Source organism: Deltaproteobacteria bacterium (assembly GCA_026712905.1).
Taxonomy (GTDB): domain Bacteria; phylum Desulfobacterota; class Binatia; order UBA9968; family JAJDTQ01; genus JAJDTQ01.
The window spans coordinates 42,737-63,845 of record JAPOPM010000147.1; the positions used below are offsets into that span (position 1 = coordinate 42,737).

The window sequence follows — 21,109 nt, forward strand, 5'->3', positions numbered from 1 at the left end:
TATGGAGTGCCCTTTCGCCTCCATGGCCAAAGGGGGGGTGTCCTAAATCGTGTGCTAGACATGCAGCGACTAGCAAATCGGCTGGTGGAAGCCATGCACGCACTTCGCGCGTAACTTCAGGCCGGTCCTTCAAGGAACGCAAGAGGCCTTGTCCAATCTCCGCTGCCTCGATAGAATGCGTAAGTCTAGTTCGATGGAAGTCGCCTTCACCGACACCCATGACTTGTGTTTTGGCTTGCAAGCGGCGAAACGCGGATGAATGAACTACGCGTGCCTTGTCGCGCGCGTATTCATCGCGCTCGTCATCGGGCCTGCGCTCTTCGGGCTCCCAGTACCGGCACCGGAAATCGTCGTCGATCATGTGACTCCGTCTACCCCAAAATCAGTGAAACATCAACGTCAGAACACGTCTATGAGAAACACCCTAGGGTCAAGGTCACTCTGACCAAGCCCACCGTTGACACTCCCGAGTCGACAAAACAAGGCTTTCGTTGGTTGCGACGACAAGTTCACGGGCTTCGGCGTGTGCGTCCATCCCGCGGGCGCCAAAGGCGTTGGCTATTATTCATTCAGACGGCTTGTCCGCCGCTGTTGGTGCAACAACTCGCGCCGTGGTCCAGATATCTTGCGGCACCACTGGACCGTCCCTGGAGAGCGTATCCATCCGTTCACGAATGCTATCGACGGTCTGTTGCCACACTTCGCCTCCCATTCCTAACTTTGCGATTTCCTGATCAAGTTGGCGCTTTACTGAACCATATTCCGCCGCTATGGATCTGTGTTTTGACGCTAATTCATCAAATCTCAGAAACGTTTGAAGCGCTGCTAGTACAGCGGCGACAACGCTCACAAAACCGACGAGGATTTGAATATGTAGTTCAACGCTCTGACCTAGTGCTGCAAAAACGGTCGTCGCCACCATTGCGGATAGGACAACTGTCGGCACACCGAGAAAGTAGTTTCGATTGGCGAATCGGTTCGCGGAAGTGTAATTGGCGATCTGGCTCCGACGGCAGTTAGTTCGCCACCTGTTAAGCATTTCCAAATTATCACTACTTCTCATTTCCAGTGCTTTCGTCGTAACCGAAATAGACGTCATAATCAGCGGTGTTGTCCGCAACAACGTGACTTTATGTGTCAACAGGTTAGGAGTGTACTGTTTCCAGGGGTTGGTCCGCACCGGCGGGTGCACGTCACGGAACCGTTCCGCCGGGCGGGCGCCCGGGAGCCGGCAGTCCTCTCCGACGCGCGTCCGTCACTCGTCGCTTGACCGTGAGACACGAGCACTCGGTGAGGTGCGCTACCTTGTGCGAGACGCTTCCCATCACCAAGCCGGCCACGTTGCCGAGACCCCGGCGACCCATGACCACCAACTCCGCCTTCTCATGCCCGACCGCGGCGATGATGTTGCTTGCCGGGTCGCGGTCCACGACCCGGGTCTCCAGGTGCTGGACGCCCTTCGCCGACAGTGTCTCGCGCGCCTTCTCGGCGATGCCTTCACCGACCTTGCGCAGAGTCTCGGGCGACACGGGAATGGGGCCCCTGCGGGTAACCCGATGCGGCGACCCGCTCGACCATCGATGTGAGTTCGTCGATCTCCTTCACGACATCCCCTGCGATGCCGATTTCCTGGCAACTCGCCTTCAGATCCGGAGCTGTGGCATGTTGCAGCAGAGCCTGCACGACCACGACGCGCGCGCCGAATTTCACGGCGATCTCGCCCGTCATCTCGATGGCCTTGTTCGCGTGATCGGAACCGTCCGTTGGAACTATGATGGTGTTGATCATGGCTGTCTCCATAGGCGCTTTCGCGCCAGCCATCTGATTCGTCGTCCGGACAAAGGACGTGCGTGGATTCTGTCACAAAACCGACGGCGCTGCCAGACAGGCACGAACGGAGGACAACTCCGGGAAGTCGCCTGCACGCCTCCGCCGGAGATCAACCTGTGGCGGTTTCTACTCGCGTTCGCGCAGATCGGCGCCATCCATGCGGAGCTTCGCGACACGATCGATGTTGACGGGATTCAACGACGCGACGCTGACGCTGGAGTCGCAGATGCTGCCATGCTACCTCTACTCCCTGCCGCCGGTCTCCGGATCGCCACGAGGAAACGGACTTTGTGCGGCCCGTGGGTGTCGTCATCGCACCCGTCAGGGGGAGAGTCATAGTCATGCCCGGCATCATCGCAGCTTGTATCATCGTCTCGGCTTTTGCCTTGTCGTCGGTTGTCCATGCGGACGCGTCCGGCCGAGCGTCCGCAATCGACGGCGACACCATCGAAGTGGGCGATGAACGCATACGTCTCCATGGCATCGACGCGCCGGAGAGCGCCCAAACCTGTCTCGCCGGTGGCGAAGGTTGGCGGTGCGGCCGGCGCACGACTCGCGCATTCCGCGACCGGATCGACAGCCAGGCGGTTGCGTGCGAGGAAAGAGACCGGGGTCGTTACGGGCGCATGATGGCGGTGTGCCGGGAATATGTGGCGGAAGAAGCGTCAGCGAAAGCGGCTCGGCGTGGGCTCTGGCGCGGCGACTTCGTGGTGCCCTGGGACTGGCGGGCGAACGCCTGAAGGCGGTCCGTCAGGAGACCAAGAGCGATGCCGGCCAGGACACCGCCGAATGCCGCATCAAGGGAAAATTCAGCCGCAAGGGCGCTCGCATCTACCATGTGCCCGGCGGGCGTTACTACGAACGGACAGGGATCAGTCCGTCCAGAGGGGAGCGTTGGTTCTGTACGGAGGCCGAGGCCTAGGCGGCGGGGTGGCGCCGGTCGCGGCGTTCACGCGCCGAAGTCCCTGCGAAGGGGAGCCGGAGGTTCGTTTCGCCCGTGGTCGGACACGCCGCCATCGTGACCGCGGGGGAAGTGCAAGCCCCGGCTGGACGGCAGCGCGGTTTGTGCCGTGTCCGCGCACGAAAGGAGGAGAAAATGGCTGTGGATCTCAAGGTCAACGTAAGGAAAGAAATCGATCGGCTGAAGCAGGAGTTGAGCGCGGCCACAGGGCGAGTCGCCGCGTTGCGGGATGAGGTCAAGAGGCACGAACGGGTCTACAACATGCTGGATGCGGGGAAGACCGGCAAACGATCCCGGTGGGGCCGCGCTCTGGTTGGGCCGACGAAGCGGGGGCCGCGCGGCACGATGATCGACTGGAATGCTGTGCTGGCGACTCTTCCCAACCAGTTCACCCTGGATACCATGAGCGCCCACGAGAAAGCGGGCGAGAAGCCACGGTCCTACCTCAGGCAGGTGGCCGCACGCTGGTCGAAGGAGCGTCGGATCAAGCGCACCGCACGGGGCATGTACCAGAAGACCTGACTCCAACGGCGAAGAAACGGGACGGGCACGCGCTGAGCGGCGCCTTTGTTGTATTCAAACTGCTTCCGGTTTGCTTACTGGCGATAGCGGCGCCGAACAGAAGTACCGCATTTTCAAATGGTTAGCCGCCTGCCATCCATTCGTGTCCATGACCTCCGACACAGCTTCGCTTCGAGGGCGCTCGCCCTGGGGGAGAGCCTCACGATGATCGGAGAGATCCTCGGCCACCGGAAGGTGAAGACCACGGCCCGCTACGCCCACCTTGCACGAGAGTCGGTGAAGATGTCGACCGCCAGGGTCTCGGAGAGTATTGCGGCCGATATGGAATAGCCTTGCTCCAGGGCAGCCACCCCAAGTGCCGACCGGCGCAGAAATTGCCATTGAGCGTTATAGATTCCGGGGCACCCGGATCCCAACACCTTGGTCAGGCACTCTGCGGCATGACCACATGGAGAGCCGGATGCGGTGAGAGTCGCACGTCCCGTTCGGAGAGCGGGCCGGAGAAATTCATCGCTCGAAAGACGACAGGGCGCTCCGGTCCGACCTCTACACCCACATTCCCGTCCAGCGCGGGTTCCTGTACCTGGTCGCCATCATGGACTGGGCCACCCGCGGGTGCTCTCCTGGTGCCTCTCCAACACCCTCGACGCCCGCTTCTGCACAGTGGCGCTGACCGAAGCCATAGAGCGCTACGGCCGCCCCGACATCTTCAACACCGACCACGGCAGCCAGTTCACAAGCTTCCCCTTCACCGGGTGCCCGCAGGTGCCCGGAATCCCGATCTAGATTGACGGTCGAGGTCGGTGCATGGACAACATCTTCATTGAGCGCCTGTAGCGCTCGCTCGAATACGAGGCGGTCTGCCCGCACGTGGTCTCAGACGGCTTCACAGCCCGACTCGCATATCAACTACCCCAACATACGCCCGGCCTTTAGCAGCAGTCGTCGGATCAAACATCAATATCGGCATAGATCGCGTGGTGGTCTGAGGCCGCGTCCCGCTTTTCGTTCAGTTCAGGATAAACCCCCCACCTACGCGGGCTGCTTCCAGGCCAAGCGCCCTTTCTGAATATGCCGCCATTCTGCATCCGGTCGTACAGCGCCGGCGAGAGCAAAAGATAGTCGATCTTGTTCGAGTCATTGCCGAGCCCGTACGTACCGATCCCCTGGTGGCCGTTATTCGCGCGGAACTCGACCTTGGAAAAGTTTTCGTGGTCCGAGGCGTCTTTCAGGTCAGTCGACAACAAGGGAGACAGCGGTATGCTGTCCGGCGTGTCGTTCAGGTCTCCAAGCACAGTGATGTATTTGTATCCTTCATCGCGAAGACGTTGATAGATCTCTGCGGTCCTTTGCGCCTGCGCCCGCCGCTTCTCCTGACTTGCCGCATCGTTGCCGCCGTACTTGCTCTTGAAGTGGTTGGGAATGACCCAAACGACATCGCCCGATGGCGTGGTGACTTCGTATTCGGGACAGTCTCGGCTGAAGATTGGATGGCCATCGGGTTTCATGTCGTGGACATGGCTTCTCATGACGCCGATCGGATATCCGGCCTTGGTCATGATCCCCACGTCGATTCCGCGCTGATCGTTCCCGTCGATGATCATGACGTTGGGATACCGGTCTGCCCCAACCTGCGGAAGGATCAACCGGTTCATCTCCTGTAGAACTGGACGGCTTTCGGCCTCCACGACGGCCAGGATATCGGCGTTCATGTCCCGGATCACACGGCCGGTATTCATGATGGCCGTGTCGCGGATGGCAGCCGTGCGCAGCTCGCACCATCCGACCCAATCAACGCGGCCGTTGGCAACGATTTCCCGTGCTTTGGTTCGGTCCCGGGGGCGCCTAATGATCCGGCCTCGAATCTTTCGCAACAGGACGTAGGGGCCCTTGTTCTCGTTCAAGATTCCCAGCAGGTCCATAAGGCGCAGCATCTCTTGTTTGTTCGTGCCCGAATACGACGTCTTTTCGAACAAGCCGTTCAGCTTCGCATACTGCTTGAGAGCATCATGCCTGTCGGCAGGCTGATCGTCGTCAAAGGCTCTCGGTCGGTCGAATAGATTTTCGAGATTGTACGCCGCAATGCGCATGCTATGTTTCCCCTCGCCCAAAGCGTGTATGAATGTCGCTGACAGTGCAAGAGGTACTTAATCTTTAAATTGGACTGCGTGATCGAGTTCGGTCATCGCCGAGGAACAGTTCACGGATATCCAGGGACTGCTCTAACGCCAACTGACCCCAAGCGGCTGTCAACTGGCAGTCCGCCCCTTGAACCTGAGCGCTAGTTGCCACCTCCGCACGTGATTCATGATCCTCTTGTCGCAGAGACCGATGTACCGGCCCTTGCGGTAGAGGGTTTCGCCGTTTGGGATCTCCTTCAGCCAGGAGGGTGCCTTCGCCGTCAACAACGCCGACGAACCTCTGTGTGCTCGAGCTCGCGGTAGTACAGGGTGTTGCCGCGAATCGAGATCCTGGGCACGGGTGGGGTCCTCCTTTCCTCACAAGGCTACTGTCAGGATCAGGACCCAGCAAATTCGAACTGAGACAGTACCCGGCCTCGACTGTCTGTGGCGAGCAGAGCACAGTTAGCGTAGAGTATTCGGCGGCGGCACAGTAATTGCCGCCGCCCCAGCTTGTCGCTGAGGCGGGGGAAAGGGAGAAGCTGGTACTCACGGTAGGGAGAGTCGCCCTGATGCTCATTGTGCAAAATCAGTCTTGCCCCGGAACGATGCTGAGCGGGCTGCTCGACCTGATGCGCGACGGCGTTGTCAGCGTTCGGATATGTTGCGCCTATGTCTCGATGTCGGGAAGTCAGATGCTCTTTGACGGGATTGCGCGGTCGGCTGCAAACGGCAATCCTGCGACCGTGGACAAAACAATTGTGGCCTCTCTTGATTTCGGACTGACCGAACCCGATGCTTTGCGGTTCTGGAGGGAAATGGACAATAGCCGTGTTCTTGTCGCTGGCGCACCGTACCTAGAAGCCGGGCGCCTTACGACATACGCAGCCTTTCATCCGAAGCTGTATATACTCGGAAGGCACGACGGGACCGTCGGCAGTCTGGTGGGATCGGCCAATCTCACGAACCGCGGTTTGATGGTCAATACTGAGGCCGGCTGGCTGGAAATGGAACATCATGTGCCGGAACCGGTGAACGGCGCATGGAACGCAGCAATTGGTCCAGCCGTAGATTTGACGCCTGAGATCCTCGATCGTTACAGCGCGCTTCGGCAGCGTCTCCCGCGTGAGCAGCGAGCCGAGGAGTTGGAGCCGGTACCTGCGCCGCAGATTGGCCAAGTTGGCGGTTACGGGCTGATGACAGACGCAGGCATCGATCCCCGGATCCATCAACAGATGTGGGTGCAAGCAAACCGCCTCTCTGGCGGAGCCCGAACGCAACTCGAACTACCGCGCGGCAGCCATCGTTTCTTTGGCCCCGCCTATCAAGGGTACGATTATGAACGGGTGGAGCATATCGCTGAGCCGTCATTGGTTTCCGGACAAAGGATGTGGCGGAATCGTCCCGTGACTTGGCATGGCGATAACCGCATGGAGCGGATCAACCTGCCCTCGGCTCGAATGGGCGGATTTACGTATGAAAATTCGCTAATCCTGTTCAGGCGGATGGGACCAAATACGTTCGAGCTACGGGTATACCCTTGGAACTCGGATGCGGCGCGTTCCTTGGTCGAAGCCTCACGCCTTGCGGGGCTCGTATTTCGCGTCGGAGGGATGAGTCCACGGCTCGTGGGCTTGCTCACCTGATTCTTCGTGCCAGCAAGAAGACACGGAACCTGAGGTGCGCCGGCTCCGTGCTGGTCAGGGCTGCCAAACGATCTGTGGCGGTGATATAGGCAGGCTCTTCGTGCTTGAGCGATCGCAAAACTGCGCGTAGCGTAGTCTTGCCCGGCCGTTGGGCGCAAAGTTCAAGGTGTTGTGCCTGAATTGTCACATCCCCCGATGCGGCGGCATTGAGGAAACGGCCAATATTCTTGACGTGTTACGCCCCCTAGCTACTCATCTCCCCCGTCATCCTCATCTTGGCCAAAGGTGGTGGTGGCCAGCGCGGCGGCGCAGAGCTGTTCCAGTTCCCTGTAGGGCGCTATCTGCTCAAGCTTCGTGCGCAGCCGCGTGCGGCGGGTAGCGAGTGCTCTGTTCGGATCGGACAGATACGCATCCGCCGCTACGATCCTTCCGGCCGACTCCGCGATCTGCTGCGCAAGCGTTGCGATTTGGAGGTGATCCTCATTCGCGGGATCGAATGCGGGCATCAGCCGATAAGGTAAGGCATGAATGTGGCGTTCCCCGAAAGCGCCCCTCGGGTTGAATGGCGTGATCGCCTCGGTCATAGCGTGGCTGTTCAGCATGCCAACGAGAAACCACGCCTCCACTTCGCCGGAAACCGCGCGCCAATAGAGCGTTTGATCCACGACTAGATTGTCGTTGGGGGCAATCTCGACACAGGCAGCGCAGATATGCTTGCCGCCAGCCCCAGCCAGAATGAGGTAGCCGTCCTCGGGCATCACCTGTTTTGACAGCTTCATCCGTTCATCAATTCGCAGCTGGAGCTTCTTGCCCTGGCCGACCTGTTCGAGCTTGTCGTTGATAGTGCGAAAGCGGCGTGCTGTTTCGGTCAGGCCCATTCCGCGGATATCGGCCTCATCAAGAATCCGCCATGCGCCGTGATCGTCGCGGAGTGCCGGGATTGCGATCGGGGCGCAGTGCTCTCCGAGAACAAAGGGCAGCAAGTTTGCCGACTGTGCCATGCGGTAGACGAAACACGGCGCAACATTGCCGGGAAAGCGCTCATCCTTGAGCTCCTTTGCCGACTTGATAGTAAATCCGTAAGGCGTGCCACGTGACGGCGTATCAACCCTGTACTCAGCGCCGGCTTCATTGACGATCTCGATGCAAATGGCCGTGCGCGGCATAAGGTCGGCGCCCTGCTGCGGCATCACTGTGGCCGTGGAGGCCGCAGCGGGTAGTCCTCCCTGTTCGAGTACCCAAGCGGTGCGCTTGTTGCCGATGGCGCGGACCGAGAATTCGGTGGCCTCAAGGCCGTCCCATCGCGCCAGAAACCCAGCAATCGCCGCTTCTGCAAGTTTGGCCGTCCTGGCCCGCTTGTGGCCGATGACGGCCGCGCCCGGGTATTTGAAGGTACCGGGCTCGATCTGCCACATTTCGCTGATGTCAAGCCGGATAGGGCGTGCGGCGGTCAAGAACTCGCGCTGGCGGAAGAGTTCGTGATGGTGGCCGTTGAAGACGGTGCCAGGAATCAAACAGGCAACAGCCGCATCAGCAGCGAGATAGCGGTCCACGGCGTGCAGTAGATGAGTCGTGCCAAGCTCCAGATGTAGGAACGACTGGCCGGGCGGGCGGATACCGTAAAGCTTAGCCCTGCCGGTGAGGACTTCTCGGTACGGGTTATCGCCAAGACGGCTCATGGCAAGCCATGGTGGATTCGAAACAAGCCCATTAAACCGGCCAGCGAGAAGCCCTGGCCGATAGGTATTGCGCAGAATGAAAGCCCAGATACCATTGCGGCCAGCGAGAGCTAGCTCGGCCATGCGATGAACCAGCGCGAAGACGGCCGGGACCAACGTCTCTTTTAGTTCGGCGCTGAGCGAAATACCCAGCGCGGCCGCGGCGCCCTCGAGGAACCGCGCCGTGCCCTGCTCAGTCAGTTGATCGGTGCCGCCATTGGCTTGAGCGTCGAGGGTCTCGTCATAGGCCCAGTCAATGATCCGGTCGAACAACTCGCGGCATTCAGGCTGAATCAGTGCGTCGGGCAGGTCAATCTTGATACCGTCCAGTGAAATGGGGATCGTCTCGCTCTCGCCAAAGTCCGGTAGTCGCGACGTGATCGGCGTGACTGAAAACAGCGAGTCGGCATGATAGATCGGGATGATGATCGGGCTTGTCGCGGCCTTGATCTCGTCGGCGAGCGTCACGACCCAGGTGGTCTTGGCCAGGCTGACAGCAAGCGGATCGATGTCAAAGCCCGTCGCCACCTCATGCAGCGTTGCGATGTCGGTAAAGCCGAACCGGTCTTTAGCGGCTTTGAGCACCTCGGCCAGGATGGAGCCGGAGCCACAGCACATATCGACAATGCGCGGTTCCTCTCCCTCCGGGAGATTGTCCAGGCAACGCAAGGCGAGATGTCGGCCGAGCCAGCCAGGCGTCCATTCCTGTCCAAGCAGCTTGCGTTGACTACGCCGGGCAAGTTGCGCCATAAGCCGGCCGAACAGATCCGTTTCGGGACGCGACGAGAAATCGTAGGCGTAGAGATCCTGCTGAATCTGCTGGGCAATGGGAACGAGATGGCCGAGATGAGCCGCATTGACGAGCCAGCCGAAGTAGTCCTGTTCGACCACATTGGAAAGCTGGTAGCGGTCCCTGAAATACGATCCGTCCAGGATCGCCTTAAGGTCGGCCTCATCGCTGGAGATTGCATGGCCTGCGAGAACATTCGCGCTAAGCAGCCGGGCGAGAATGCAGAGATAGACTTCATCGACATATGCCGCGGCGCGGAAGGCGCCCTTCTCGCCTTCGAGGTGGTCGACAAACTGGGACCACAGGTCAGTTGCCAAGGCGATTGACGGGTCGGCGGCGCGGCCGTCATCGACAAGCTTGCGCAACGGCTCCTTGCTCCGCTGGCAGGAAATACTCTCCAGACCGAGATCGACTGTAAGGAACCCAGCCCTGAGAGGGCGGGACTGTTCGCGGGCCAGATGCTTACGAACGAAGCCAATGAGGCGCGTAGCGGACGATTCGTCATCGGTGGTCAGATTCAACTTGTCCACCGGCACCAGCGTAATATCGTCTGCAGTGCAGGCGGCGGGATCGTTGTTGGGGGCAAGCTCCGCGTCGTAGGCCAGCCACTCGACCGTATCGGACAGAATCCCGCGCACCTGGCACACGGGGACAAGGCTGCGGACGAGCCCGGCGACGTGTTCGCGCACCTGCGCAAAGCCCTGTTCGCGCTTCGCCGCGATGCGCAGGTCGGGCTCGTATTCAATGGTCGTGCAGCCAACGAGATTATCGATGAACCGGTTCGCGACAGCACCTCCAGCCTGCCCGACCTTTGTCCCGGCCTCTGCACCCTCACCATAGTGATTGATCCACGCCTGATCGTCGGCATCCGGAAAGATCAGGCGCAGCCGTGACTGGAACTCGCCGCGCAAAACGGCTTCCACTTTGCCTGCCTCGCGTAGCTCCCGACATCGTCTGATCACTTCCCTGGCTTGCGTGATATCGCCTGTCATGACGCAACCCTTTGCCGGGCAGCGCAGAGGGCGCTCGTTTGCTTCGCCATGCGGTGGGCCAGTTCCAACAATGACGCCTCCGGCATCGTACAGGGCAGTAGCGCTTGCAGGATGATGCGATCGATGTCCGCCTGCACGTCTTCTGAATCTCTGGTCAGCTTCCTACCGGCCGCATCCAGTGTAGATCGGGCCTCGATCGCAAGAACGGGCACAGGCATTTGCCGCAAGTGCGTAGCCTCCAGTTTCAGGGCGCCACCGCCGAGCGGTGTGCCGGCTACTTCCATGAAGGCGCGACACCATACGCTATTGAGCAAGGCTTTCAGGGCAAAGCGGGTCCAATCCCCGTCCGCCGTCCAGAAGGTCGAGAAATTAGCATCGATCAGCAAAGGCGGATCCGTGTTGCATTCAACCCAAGGCGTTCCCTGATTTACCCGCGCCACAAAAGCCGCCGGCAGGTGACGGGGCGTAAAATCCGGAAGCATGTACCAGAAACGGGGGATCACGCCCTTGCGACCGGGCTGGCGCACATTTGAGCGCACCGCCGAAAGCTCAGGGATGGGTTTGTTGCTTGCGGACCCCTCAAGAGACACGGTTGCGGCGTGGCGGACAAACGCGGTCAGTGTAGCCGGCATGACGCGCGGGCGATTTCTTCGATGCTGCTCATAGGCCGAACGCGCGTCCGCTACGATTCGGGAATCTTCCGGGAGCACCCAACCCCGCAAGTCGAGAACGCGACCGGGCGGAACCTCACCGCGTTGGACAATCTGCATTTCCGCCTGGCGCCGGAGCACGGGGTGAAGCGCATCTGATGGGACTGTAAACGTCGTACCGCCCAGTGCAAGTGATGCGTTCACCTGTTCGCTGCCGTCTCCAGCCGTGCCGCATGTGGTGACATAGAAGAATCCGTTGCATCCGGTGCGGAGGCCCTGACCGACCTTGATGCCGGCACCTTCTAGTGGAACCAGCTTCGCGGTAGCGGCAGCGGTCGGCAACATGTCACGCAACACTTCGGGAAGGGCCAGCAGCGCAGACTTTTGATGAGTTGAGAATAGCGGTAGGTCGGAACTGCCTCCTTCAAGTATCGAGTACCAATGCCGCCGACTGATGCGTGCATGCAGCGTCACCCATTCATGGTGCAGGTCGAAGACTCTGGCCTCAATGCCGCGCGCAGCGTCGGCGGCGCTGGCGCGGACGTAGGCAGCAAAGTCGGCTTCGGGATGTTCACCCTCGAAAGCAGATCCAACCAGCGAGCGTTGGTCAGCCGCGTCCGGCGCAACGTGAAGCCACCGCGCTTCGGGCCAGCGCTCTCTACCGCTAAGGCACTGGCGGGCCTCGGCAGCGATTAAGCGTCTGGCGATGATCAGATGGGTGCGGACCAGAGCATCCGAGAACCAGCCGGGTTGGGTATCCGCGACGATGGTTTCAAGCGCAAAGCAGCGCAAGAGCAGATAGCGGATAACATCGGCGTAGTCACGGGAACGCCAGGTAGCCGGGAGGACAAGAGCGAGCCGGCCGCCGGGGCGTACCAGGGACCCGGCGAGAATCGACGCCGGTACGGACAGGTCGGCAAGGCCCGAATAGCTCTGAGCCAGCACTTTCCAGATCGCGCCGCCAGCTCCCCTGTGACGACTGTCAACGATCTGCTCAAGGCCCGCGCGAGCTAGGTCGGTTGCGGCATCGTTGCCGTTGCGCGTCTGATAACGCACATAGGGCGGATTGGTTATGACGAGGTCGTAGCTCGGGACCGGCAAGGCATCCGGCGTAGTCGGATCAAAGGCGTCTGCTGCAAGGATTGAATAATCGGGAGCAGATGTCTTGGGGATAAGCGCCGCGAGCCGGTCGCGGCATGTATCCGCAGTGGCTTTGTCGACCTCGATGCCGTCAAGCCGAGCGATGGAATAGCCGCGGTCGGCTGCCGCTTCGCAGGTCGCATCCAGAAGATCACCGTGCCCGACCATCGGATCGAGAACGGTGCGGGTATCGGACTGCAAGGCGAGATGGGCAAGGAGCTTACCGAGTGGAACGCCAGTGAAGAACTGGCCGAGCCGCTTGCGCCGTACCGGGTCAAGCGCCTGCTCGAAGGCACGCGCGGTATGTCTGGCTCTCCGGCGCGCCTCATCGCGTTGCACGCTCTCTCACCTCCGCATTATACCGCTCTTCATGCCACCGGTAAAATGAATCGGCGTCGAGCGGCACCAGTTGATGACGGGTCAGGAAGTGGCTGACCAAACGTGAATAGAGCCTTTGCGCCGTCTGTTCGTCTGGATCCAGGGTCAAGGCTGCTTCCTGCCACAGCCGTTCAGCAACCGTCCAGACGCAGGCAATCGGCTTGGTTTGCTGTGCCTTCTTCTCGCCGAGCAACAGAACCGGATCACCTCGCACCGCGCCGTTTGTGGTGACCTGCTTGAAGCTCCCCTGCGTCTTGTCGAGAACGCCTGCACATTCTACGCCGAATCCAGCATCAGTATAGGCCGCCTGGAGGGCGTTCCAGACACCGGCCGAGGCCGAGTGGAAGATAAGTGTGGCCTTGCCGCCGGGCCTCAGGATCCGGCGGGCCTCGCTGAGTGCAGTCGTGAGGAGTCGCTGATATTCGGAGATGGTCTTTTCCTGTGCGTTGCTGACAATGATTTCCTCGGCACGGTCCGTATATCGCCCGAGCCAAGCTTCATTGATGAAACTGACTTCGGCATAAGGGATGTTTCCGCCAAAAGGTGGGTCAGTGAAGATGTAATCGATGCTGTGATCGGGGACATGGGTGCGGCAACTCGATGCCTGATAAACCTTGACCCGGCCCTTGCGGCCGTGCGTGACCGCGAAAGCGCTGGCGATAGTCGAAAGCTTGCGCCGCAATCCGGCAATCAGGTTCTTCTCGACCGGAAGGCCGCTGACATAGAGAACGCCGGGCTGGGCACTGGTGAGCGCCAAGTCTCTCTGGCCCGACTTTGCGACAACGCGTGTCATGATCGTCGCATGCGAAGCGTTGTAGCTCAGCAGCCAGAAACGCAGGGCGTCACGAAGAGCGCTGTTATAGCCCGCCGTGCGCTCCCATAGGCGGCCAAACACGACCAGGTTGCGCCTGGTGTAGAAGTGATGGAGGTGGGTGATACCGAGATGATAGCCGCGGCGGTACAGATCGCCCCAGGGTATGGCCACGCGCGGCACGGAATCCGGGATGGGCTCGGCCTCGATGCGTTTGAGCAAGGAGAGATCGTGCCCGTTACCTTCGCGCGACCAGCCCTTCTTGCCGGTCAATCCGTAGATGCGGGCGATGCGCCGGACGCGGAGCTGCCGTTTGTTCCCGTTAAGGTGATCGCGCGTCTTGTGAGTTAGGCGCTCTACGTCATCGAGCGGCGCTTCATTTGCACAGGATGGGCAAGTGACGTGGGAAGCGATATGGGCGGGGCCAAAGAAGACGCAGGAATCCCACAGAGTCGCTTCACGCCGGCACGCCGGGCATTGCAGCACGTCGGTCCAGATGACATAGCGGATGATGCCGTTCCGTCCTCCCGGTTCCTTGGCTCCGTACATCCAGCCGTCTTCGGTTTCAGCGGCGCGCAGGATGTCTTCCGCCGCTTTCCGAAAAGTATTCGGATCTGGCGGGTTAGTCAGAGTCTGGCCAACAAAGGCGCCAAGAGCGCCCAGTTCGTACAGCACGGCGTTGCGAGCGCCCCACTTTGCGTCCAGGCCAAGCCGCTGCGCTTCCGCGCGCAGCACAGCCGGCGGGTCTTCGCAGAGCAACGTTGCAAGACCGGTGGTGCCGCTCCCGGCAAAGCCGTCGAAGACGGTATCGCCCGGGCTAGTATGGGCGGCGATGAAGAGCGCGATCGCTTCGGGTGAGATCTTGGTGGGGTACGGAAAGGCGCCGTAGAGGTGACCGCTACGCTTTGCCGGCAGAGCCCTGGCATAAAGCCCTTCCAGGTAGCCGGTAGGAATCCGGGCATGCGATCCCTCGGGCTCTGTCCGCTTCATTGCTCCCCCTCGGGACCAGCTTTCTTGCGGTCGCACTTGGCGTGATATTCCAGCGTCCTTGGAGCCACACGGCGACAGCGAGCGTTCAGGGTCTGGCGACGCCTACGGGGATACACCTCAGTGGTGCAGCACCGGATGACCCACGATATCGAGACATCATCCTTGTCGCCGAGCACAGCGAGCGCTTCGCACTCGTTGCCGGTCAGACTGACCGTGAGCCGGGAACCTGACGTGCGAGTGCTTCACCTTCATGGTTGGACGCCGCATCGTTCCCGTTTTGTTCACTCTGCCGTATTTGCGTGCGGGGTGCAACTGCGGGTATTGCGGCCGTTTTAGGCGCTCTTCGCCACCTCCGTCGTATCCGACGGAGGTGGCGAGCTAGTTCCGAACCGACGGGACTCCGTGGCCGCCGGTGACGATGGTTTTGTTCCCGTCTCCTTTGTCCAAGGCCTGCTGCACCATACGCCTGAGCCCGCTCAGGGGCTGAACCTTCACTGCCCGCACGGCGGGTTTCGCGGCCACCGTGATCTCTTCGTGGTGAAGGAGGAAAGCAACTTGCACGCCAGCCCGGTCACGGGGAGACGCTCACGCCGTCCCGGCAACCCGGACGCCGCCGATGACCAACCACTGCGTTTTCCTCGCGACGCGCTCGTCGCAGGCTGTGCGTCGCTTGCCCTAGTCCATTGCGGAAATCACCGCCACTCTAAGCAGTTGCATCGCTGGTGTCGCCAGTGCCGGCTTCGCCGTCCACCGGCTTGCGCACCGCCCTTTGCACCCTCGTTCCCAGCGCCCGGAAGGGGAGCTGTATGAAACCGTCCCTGCGGGAATCATGGACGATGCGCCACTTGGCCACGACCCTCGACTAAATCAAGGTCATTGGCGCGCTTGTTCCTTCACGATTGGAGTAGCGGCCGCTGCCTTCGGCAAGACTGCCACTCATCGTCACGCTCCGTCATCATCGTCGGCCAATTCTCCGGCAAGAGTCATCAACGACCAGGTGTTGCATTGCGTTGCTGATTACGCTACTTACTTCTGTAGCGTTTAACACAACAAGAACTCCGAGATTCTCCAGCGAACTAGCCAAGGGTAGGGCTATCCTTGAATTGCACGGAAAGGAGGTGATCGCATGGCTCGTAAGACAAACAACGAAGTGACTAGTAAGCAGGCTGCGAAGGCGGCAGGCAAAGTACTCAGCAATCCGAAGTCAAGTAAGGCGGCCAAATCGGCTGCTGGTTCGGCCCTCACGCAGCGACCCAACAAAAAGAAGTGAGGTGGATGAGGACACCTTCACGAATTCGGTACGAGGCGTAAACTCGAAAATCCAATTGGCTAGTTTGCTGGATAACTCCCCCATTTCTTGAGGAGCCGTTGAGATGAAACCTAATGCCGCCTCTCATTCCCATCCAGGCAGGTTTGTCCGGGAGAACGTCATCCCCTCTGGCATGACGGTCAAAGACGCCGCCAAGCGACTTGGTGTCGGCCGGCCGGCACTTTCCAATTTCCTTAACGGGAATTCGGCGCTGTCCCCCAAGATGGCCGTCAGGTTGGAGAAGGCCTTTAGCGCTGACCGCCAGCAACTCTTGGATATCCAGTCGGGGTACGATCTGCAACAGCGACACGCTACTGAAAGGGCGGTCGCGGTGCGGGCCTTCGTTCCGAGTTTCCTGACCATTACGGCAAGGCATATAGAAAACTGGGCCGACAGCCAGATTGATGCCCGCACCCGCCTATCAGTGTTGCTGCGGAAGTTGGTGCAGTCAACCGGCCACGAGCTCCGCAAGGTCGACTTCCCGGGTTACGACGAGGCTCAGCGCAAAGGCAACGATGGTTTCGTCGAAGCCTCCGCCGCCACCCCTTGGGTTCCCGAAGGGCTCTCGTATTGGGAGTTCGGCACCAACAAGAAACCGGCGATCAAAGCAGAGAGCGACTATTCCGCTCGCCTAAACTCCGTTGGCGGCACCGAGCGGGCAGCCGGCACTTTCGTGTTTGTCACCCCCCGCCGATGGCCAAGCAAGACGACGTGGGAGAAACTGAAGAACGAAGCGGGAGACTGGAAAGAAGTGAGAGCGTTCGATGCGAGCGACATCGAGCAGTGGCTGGAGCAATCCGTACCGGCACAGATCTGGTTTGCCGAGCAAATCGGATTGCCTGTTAATGGTTACGAGACTCTTGAGCAAGCATGGAATCGATGGTCGAATGCCAGCGAGCCACATCTGACGCCTGAAATCTTCGCACCGTCGATCGCAGCGTACCAAGGCACATTCAAGGAGTGGCTCAACAAACCGAGCAAAAAGCCGTTTGTTATCTCAGCTGACTCGCGGGACGAAGCACTTGCCTTTCTTGCCTGCCTGTTTGATGCGCTAGAAGTCCGTCAATACAAAGACCTCACCGCCGTCTTCACCTCTCCGGCGACTCTCCGGATGGTGATCGCATCCTCAGTTCGGTTCATTCCGATCGTTGTCTCCGAGGATGTCGAGCGCGAACTTGTCGACGCTTTCTGCCGACTTCATTGCATCATATTCCGTCCTCGCAACGCTGTGAATGTTGATGCAGACATTACGCTCGATCTCCTCAGCCATGACGCCTTCGAGAAGGCACTCACCGTCGCAGGGATGGCAAGAAACGATATCAGTCGGCTCGCGAGGGAATCCGGCCGTTCGCCGACGATCCTTCGTCGCCGCCTCTCGAGGAATGCTGCGATCAGGACGCCAGTATGGGCAGGCGATGACCAGACCGCGAAGGCCCTCGTGTCCATGGCCCTGATCGGAGCCTGGGATGCGGAGCGAGAAGCGGATCGCGAAATATCCGCCTGTGTGGCCGATCGGCGATACGAGGCGGTCGAAGGTGACGTCATGCCCCTGCTTCAGTTCGATGACAGCCCGGTGTGGTCTGCCGGACGCCACCGGGGTATCGTCTCGAAGATCGACGCATTGTTCGCGATTGCGAGAATGATCACACCCGAAGACCTCGACCGGTTTTTCTTCGCCGCGGAGTTTGTGCTTTCCGAGACTGATCCTGCCCTTGAGCTGCCGGAAGAAGACAGGTGGGCGGCAGCGTTTTACGGCAAGACGCGGGACTACTCCAACGCGTTGCGTGAGGGCATCTGCGAGACACTCGTCATCCTGTCAGTGCATGGGAACAACCTTCTTCGGAGCCGTATCGGGATTGATGTCGAGGGCAAGGTTTCTAACCTGATCCACAAGCTCTTGACGCCGCTAACGCTTGAGAAGTTGCTCTCACACGATGACAACTTGCCGTATTTTGCAGAAGCCGCACCCGACGAATTTCTGCGACTCATCGAAGATGACTTGAGCCAGAATGAACCTCTCGTTTTTGGCCTTCTCAAGCCGGTCGACAGCGATTCGATATTCGCTTCGCCGTCTCGGACGGGTCTTCTCTGGGCCTTGGAGTGTCTTGCGTGGAACCCCCGCAACCTCTCGCGTGTTGCCAAAATCCTTGCCCGGCTCTCCAGGTTGAACATTGACGACAATTGGGTCAACAAGCCGGGCGCCAGCCTTCAAGCCATCTTCAGATCTTGGATGCCGCAGACAGCGGCATCAGTGGAACAGCGGGTCAAAGCGTTGAAAGCACTCGTCAGAAATTTCTCTGATGTCGTCTGGGCGATCTGTATCGCACAGATCAGGCCGGGTCGACGGTTTGGCCACGACAGCTACCGGCCCCGTTGGCGCAGCGATGCTTCCGGGGTGGGCCAGGTGGTCACGCGCAAGGAGTTGCATGACTTCACCCGCGAGGCTCTGGATATTCTGTTGGCTTGGCCGTCTCACGATGAAACGACTCTTGGCGACCTCGTCGAATCACTCGAGGGCATCCCAAAGGACGAACGGAACAAGGTCTGGGATTTGATCGACCAATGGTCCTGTAGTGCAACCGAGTCTGCAAAGGCCACGTTGCGCGAACGCATCCGGCGGTTTGCCCTCACCCGGCGCGCCCGCCATCTGGAAATTGGAGAAACAGCTCGCGACCGCGCGCGGGAGACCTACGACAAACTCCAACCCAAAGATCCGGTTTCTCGGCATAATTGGCTGTTCGCCAATCATTGGGTAGAGGAATCTGCCCACGAATTCGAAGAGGACGATTTCGACTGGCGAAAACGCGAGGACCGAATCGACAAGCTTCGGCGCGAGGCGATGAGCGAGCTCTGGACGGAGTACGGCTTCGAAGGGGTCAAGGAATTATTGGCCGCTACCGACGCCGCCCGCATCGTTGGCCATTACGCGATATTGTCCGTTACCCGGGTTGAGGAGAGAGTCGACTTCATCCGGCACTGCCTTTCTCTTGACGAAGACCTTCGGAATAATGCCGAGGCGTGTTTACAAGGCGCCCTTTGGGCCATCGAAGACAAGCCGCGCACGGAGGTGTTAAAGGCAGTGGCCGTAACACTGCCCGCCGGTGACCGTACGCGTATGTTTGTACATGCGCCGTTCCGGGAATCGACCTGGCGTCTACTGGACAGCTATGGAGAGGACATCCGCAACAGTTACTGGAAGGACGTGCTCCCATCTTGGGACCGACATACGCCTGTCGAGCTTGTCGAGATAATCGACCGCCTGCTGGAGGCTGGTCGGCCGCGCGCGGCCTTCCACGCCGTCCACATGAATATCGAACATGTCGAGACCTCCCGCCTCAAGCGGTTGCTGCGTGCTGTCGCCACGGTCAACGCCGAACCGGTAGGCCATTTCAAGATCGACGGGCACTATATTTCCGAAGCCTTCGATGTGCTTGATCGTCGTCCGGACGTTTCTCCTGACGAAACAGCTCACTTGGAATTCTTCTTCATCGATACCCTCACTCACAGCAAGCATGGAATCCCGAATCTCGAACGCATGATCGCGGAATCGCCGACGCTGTTCATCCAGGCGGTTGCCCTTGCATACAAGAGAATTGACGGAAAAGAAGATCCGCCGGAATGGACGATCGAAAACCCCGAACAGCGAGAGTCAGTCGCACTGGCAGCCCATCTCCTTCTCGAACAGTTGAGGATGATTCCCGGCACAGACGCGAACGGTGGGACCGACGCGGGAGCGCTTTCACGGTGGCTTGACGAAGTGCGGCGCCTTTGCCGCGAGCACGGCCGTACCCAGATTGGAGATCATTGTCTCGGCCAGCTTTTTGCCAAGGCGCCCGCGGACGCAGACGGCTTTTGGCCGTGCAAAGCAGTCTGCGAGGCAATGGAGAAGGTAGCCTCTCGGGAGATCGGCAGAGGCTTCCATATCGGTGTTCGAAACTCTCGCGGCGTTCACTGGCGGGGTGAAGGGGGCCAGCAGGAACGGGACCTTGCTGCAAAATATCGTGCTTTGGCCGAACAACTGCACTTCGATTTTCCTTACATGGGTGGGGTTCTTGAGGGCATTGCCGTCTCTTACGATGACGACGCTGATTGGCAGGACTCCGAAGCAACGATCACGAAGAGGCTTCGAAGTTGAGTAGGAGGCGAACATCGCCTACGTCTTCATCGCTTCAACGAGGCGCGAACTTTAGACGCGTCGAAGGGACGCCCGGACGTACCGCGCTTTCGCAAAGGGCGTGGGAGCACATTGGCAGACTGCCCCATGCAGGGATGATGCAAGTCATATTGACCCCACTACGACAAGGCGGCACCCCCGCGGTGCTCCGACAAAGGCATACGACAGCAGTGCTGAGCTTGGTGAATTGAGTAGGCATCCAGGCGGGACTCTACACAGGGATCGTTTTGGTAAACGAGACCATCCTGGCGCACGTTCATGGCAAAGCTGAAGGAACACCAGGCCCACTATGAAAATTTCCAAAGAGCATACTCTTGAAGAGCTAAAGAGGGAAATTAACGACGATAGTACCACGATCTACTACGCTGGAGGGGGCGTGACAGGCCCCGCACCCATAAGGAGGGTAGGATACATTCGGACGATTCACTTGTCGGGAACCAGATCGATACGGCTCAGGGCCTTGGTGGAGCTTCTCAAATATCGGGTCAGGAGGTTGAGCGTTTGACCCAGGTGAGCTCGTTGCGCGACAAATCACAGGTAGTAAGGAGGGGGACGACGGACATCCGAACGTCTCAATGATTTTTGGGGAGGCATTTCTGAAGCCGTTCAACAACGCCGGCAAGCAGCACTCCTTGAGTAAGAGTATCGGGGTTCACGAGCGCCGATTCTCTTGTGGTTTCAAGAGCGTCTAGGATATCATTCAAGTCGCCTTCCGACAGCACTCCCTTATCCCGTAACCTTCTTACGAGAACCAACCATAGCTCTATTCCAACTCCGATCACATCAGCCTTGTCGTCAGTGTTCATCCTACTCCTTTCCTGGGTTGAGGGGAGATAATCGGGGTCGCTGGCGGGCCGCCCACTCGGTAACGAGGATCAAACGCCTATTAATAATTGGCCAAAAACGGCGTACTCCCGGTTGCACAATGAACACTGCCTGGACTGAACGCGGCTCGGCTCACCCCCACTCGGTGCCCCGTCATCCCGACATTCTGGGCATTCCCGATCGTAACAGGAGTAACAAAGATCCCGCCCGTTGCCGGATGCATACGAAGTCGTGAGGATTCCCGACGACCCCA

At 59.6% G+C, this 21,109-nt stretch carries 14 protein-coding genes and 1 pseudogene; 7 read left to right on the forward strand and 8 right to left on the reverse strand.

Features of this window, described 5'->3' with window-relative positions:
* Positions 1-565 precede the first annotated feature (565 nt).
* Genes OXF11_11900 through OXF11_11910 form a run of 3 tightly spaced genes read right to left on the reverse strand, consistent with a single transcriptional unit; the run spans position 566 to position 1,788 of the window.
* Complete coding sequence (locus OXF11_11900) at positions 566-1,141, reverse strand: SLATT domain-containing protein (GenBank protein MCY4487798.1); 576 nt, start codon at positions 1,139-1,141, stop codon at positions 566-568.
* Between the two features lie 52 nt (positions 1,142-1,193).
* A complete protein-coding gene (locus OXF11_11905; GenBank protein ID MCY4487799.1) occupies positions 1,194-1,529 on the reverse strand; it encodes a universal stress protein in 336 nt (111 codons plus the stop codon).
* Positions 1,498-1,788 (reverse strand): universal stress protein, encoded by a 291-nt coding sequence (locus OXF11_11910; GenBank protein ID MCY4487800.1) that lies wholly within the window; start codon positions 1,786-1,788, stop codon positions 1,498-1,500. The genes OXF11_11905 and OXF11_11910 overlap by 32 nt, the downstream gene beginning before the upstream one ends.
* 383 nt (positions 1,789-2,171) lie before the next feature.
* On the opposite strand from OXF11_11910, the gene OXF11_11915 reads away from it, so the two are divergent.
* The 4 genes and pseudogenes from OXF11_11915 (at position 2,172) to OXF11_11930 (ending at position 4,147) form a co-directional block, all read left to right on the forward strand.
* The gene (locus OXF11_11915) at positions 2,172-2,570 is read left to right on the forward strand and encodes a thermonuclease family protein (GenBank protein MCY4487801.1); all 399 of its coding nucleotides are present in this window, start codon (positions 2,172-2,174) and stop codon (positions 2,568-2,570) included.
* Between the two features lie 356 nt (positions 2,571-2,926).
* Positions 2,927-3,313, forward strand: a complete 387-nt coding sequence (locus OXF11_11920; protein ID MCY4487802.1) for a hypothetical protein — start codon at positions 2,927-2,929, stop codon at positions 3,311-3,313.
* 117 nt (positions 3,314-3,430) lie between these two features.
* Positions 3,431-3,643: a tyrosine-type recombinase/integrase gene (locus tag OXF11_11925; protein MCY4487803.1), complete on the forward strand. Its 213-nt coding sequence runs from the start codon at positions 3,431-3,433 to the stop codon at positions 3,641-3,643.
* A gap of 208 nt (positions 3,644-3,851) precedes the next feature.
* Positions 3,852-4,147: pseudogene (locus tag OXF11_11930) on the forward strand (DDE-type integrase/transposase/recombinase).
* A 116-nt stretch (positions 4,148-4,263) separates the two neighbouring features.
* On the opposite strand, the gene OXF11_11935 reads toward OXF11_11930, so the two are convergent.
* On the reverse strand, positions 4,264-5,403 hold the full coding sequence (locus OXF11_11935) for an endonuclease/exonuclease/phosphatase family protein (protein MCY4487804.1): 1,140 nt from the start codon (positions 5,401-5,403) through the stop codon (positions 4,264-4,266).
* Between the two features lie 602 nt (positions 5,404-6,005).
* On the opposite strand from OXF11_11935, the gene OXF11_11940 reads away from it, so the two are divergent.
* Positions 6,006-7,079, forward strand: a complete 1,074-nt coding sequence (locus OXF11_11940; protein MCY4487805.1) for a phospholipase D family protein — start codon at positions 6,006-6,008, stop codon at positions 7,077-7,079.
* Between the two features lie 248 nt (positions 7,080-7,327).
* On the opposite strand, the gene OXF11_11945 is transcribed toward OXF11_11940, so the two are convergent.
* From OXF11_11945 to OXF11_11955, 3 genes are all read right to left on the reverse strand, one after another.
* A complete protein-coding gene (locus OXF11_11945) occupies positions 7,328-10,510 on the reverse strand; it encodes an N-6 DNA methylase (protein MCY4487806.1) in 3,183 nt (1,060 codons plus the stop codon).
* Positions 10,511-10,575: 65 nt separating this feature from the next.
* On the reverse strand, positions 10,576-12,708 hold the full coding sequence (locus OXF11_11950) for an N-6 DNA methylase (GenBank protein ID MCY4487807.1): 2,133 nt from the start codon (positions 12,706-12,708) through the stop codon (positions 10,576-10,578).
* The gene (locus OXF11_11955; protein MCY4487808.1) at positions 12,695-14,548 is read right to left on the reverse strand and encodes a DNA methyltransferase; all 1,854 of its coding nucleotides are present in this window, start codon (positions 14,546-14,548) and stop codon (positions 12,695-12,697) included. Before OXF11_11955 ends, OXF11_11950 begins: the two co-directional genes overlap by 14 nt.
* Positions 14,549-15,674: 1,126 nt before the next feature.
* Here OXF11_11955 and OXF11_11960 point away from each other — a divergent pair.
* Together OXF11_11960 and OXF11_11965 are read left to right on the forward strand one after the other, a co-directional pair.
* Positions 15,675-15,818, forward strand: coding sequence for a hypothetical protein (locus OXF11_11960; protein ID MCY4487809.1), 144 nt, complete (start codon positions 15,675-15,677; stop codon positions 15,816-15,818).
* A gap of 103 nt (positions 15,819-15,921) precedes the next feature.
* Positions 15,922-19,992 carry a HigA family addiction module antitoxin gene (locus OXF11_11965; protein ID MCY4487810.1) on the forward strand — a complete coding sequence of 1,357 codons (4,071 nt, stop codon included), beginning with the start codon at positions 15,922-15,924 and terminating at the stop codon, positions 19,990-19,992.
* Positions 19,993-20,603: 611 nt separating this feature from the next.
* Here OXF11_11965 and OXF11_11970 read toward each other — a convergent pair.
* On the reverse strand, positions 20,604-20,837 hold the full coding sequence (locus OXF11_11970; GenBank protein ID MCY4487811.1) for a hypothetical protein: 234 nt from the start codon (positions 20,835-20,837) through the stop codon (positions 20,604-20,606).
* Positions 20,838-21,109 lie beyond the last annotated feature (272 nt).

Excerpts from the sequence above, each read along its gene's own strand:
- OXF11_11925 (MCY4487803.1), top strand. The coding sequence starts at position 3,431 with ATGGTTAGCCGCCTGCCATCCATTCGTGTCCATGACCTCCGACACAGC.
- OXF11_11970 (MCY4487811.1), bottom strand. The coding sequence starts at position 20,837 with ATGAACACTGACGACAAGGCTGATGTGATCGGAGTTGGAATAGAGCTA.
- OXF11_11955 (MCY4487808.1), bottom strand. The coding sequence starts at position 14,548 with ATGAAGCGGACAGAGCCCGAGGGATCGCATGCCCGGATTCCTACCGGC.
- OXF11_11940 (MCY4487805.1), top strand. The coding sequence starts at position 6,006 with ATGCTCATTGTGCAAAATCAGTCTTGCCCCGGAACGATGCTGAGCGGG.
- OXF11_11935 (MCY4487804.1), bottom strand. The coding sequence starts at position 5,403 with ATGCGCATTGCGGCGTACAATCTCGAAAATCTATTCGACCGACCGAGA.
- OXF11_11910 (MCY4487800.1), bottom strand. The coding sequence starts at position 1,788 with ATGATCAACACCATCATAGTTCCAACGGACGGTTCCGATCACGCGAAC.
- OXF11_11920 (MCY4487802.1), top strand. The coding sequence starts at position 2,927 with ATGGCTGTGGATCTCAAGGTCAACGTAAGGAAAGAAATCGATCGGCTG.
- OXF11_11915 (MCY4487801.1), top strand. The coding sequence starts at position 2,172 with ATGCCCGGCATCATCGCAGCTTGTATCATCGTCTCGGCTTTTGCCTTG.
- OXF11_11965 (MCY4487810.1), top strand. The coding sequence starts at position 15,922 with ATGAAACCTAATGCCGCCTCTCATTCCCATCCAGGCAGGTTTGTCCGG.
- OXF11_11960 (MCY4487809.1), top strand. The coding sequence starts at position 15,675 with ATGGCTCGTAAGACAAACAACGAAGTGACTAGTAAGCAGGCTGCGAAG.